Genomic DNA, 915 nt, shown 5'->3' with positions numbered 1-915 from the left:
GACCCGCTTCGCTGCGACGGCGGGTCGGCGGCTATCAGGAAACGGGGGACGTGTGGTCGGGGAGGCGATGGCCCCTTCGGGGCCCGGAGGGCCCCTACGGCACAAGCACGGCCTGGCGGCCGTCAGCGGCCACTCCGCCGGAGCGGTGACGCCTGGCGGTGTCGCGGCCGGTCATGGTGTGTGGCGGACCCCGGCGGCCTTCGGCCGGTGCCTGCCCCTGCGCCGGAGCGTTGACGGCTACGGGTGTCGCGGCTGGTCATGGTGTGCGGCGAACCCCGGCCGGTCTGGGTGCCGGTGTCTGGGGCCGGTCGGTGTCTGGGTGTGGGTGAGCCCCCCTGTTGGAGGCAAAAACAGGGGTGAGAGTGACTCTAGGACCAGGGCTCACACCCACCCCCGGGTGTGGGCGACTCGGGACCGGCAACCCCGAGGGCAGGGCGGGGCCAGGGGCCCGGTTCGGGTTCTGGCCATGCGGGGATAGCGGCCCGGCGCAAGCGGGTGGGGGCTTGTTGGGGGTGGATGGTTACGGGTGCGGGGTTGGGGATGGGTCCCCATCCGTATCCGGGCCTCCGCCCTGGGTGCGGCCTCGGTTGCGGCCCGACCACATCCGGTGGGCGGTGCGCACCGCCCACCGGTGCTTGATCTGGTTATGGGTCGCACACAACGGCTGGATGTTAGCGGCGCTGGTGGTGCCGCCCTGCCAGAACTCCACGATGTGATCAGCCTGCGTCCAGGGCAGCGGCACATCGCACCCGTACTGCCACGCGCAGGACGTGTGGCCGTGGAAGGCCGCCGCCCGGATCTTGGGCGGAGCCAACCGGCAGGACCGGCCCACGTCCAACACCTGCCCGCTCTTCTGCTCCACCACCAGGCGGCGGATCCAGCTCTCACCCAGGAGTTCACGCACCACGGAGATCG

The 915-nt window shown here is 71.8% G+C and carries 1 protein-coding gene; it reads right to left on the bottom strand.

Translation table 11 applies throughout. The annotated features are described in order from the left end of the window. Positions 1-520 precede the first annotated feature (520 nt). Positions 521-915, bottom strand: a 395-nt coding sequence (locus ACYVD1_RS34750; RefSeq protein ID WP_460778722.1) for an HNH endonuclease signature motif containing protein, incomplete at its 5' end; no start/stop codon positions are given.

It is taken from the genome of Nocardiopsis nanhaiensis (genome assembly GCF_054778635.1).
This window is presented reverse-complemented; position numbering and strand designations above follow the sequence as displayed.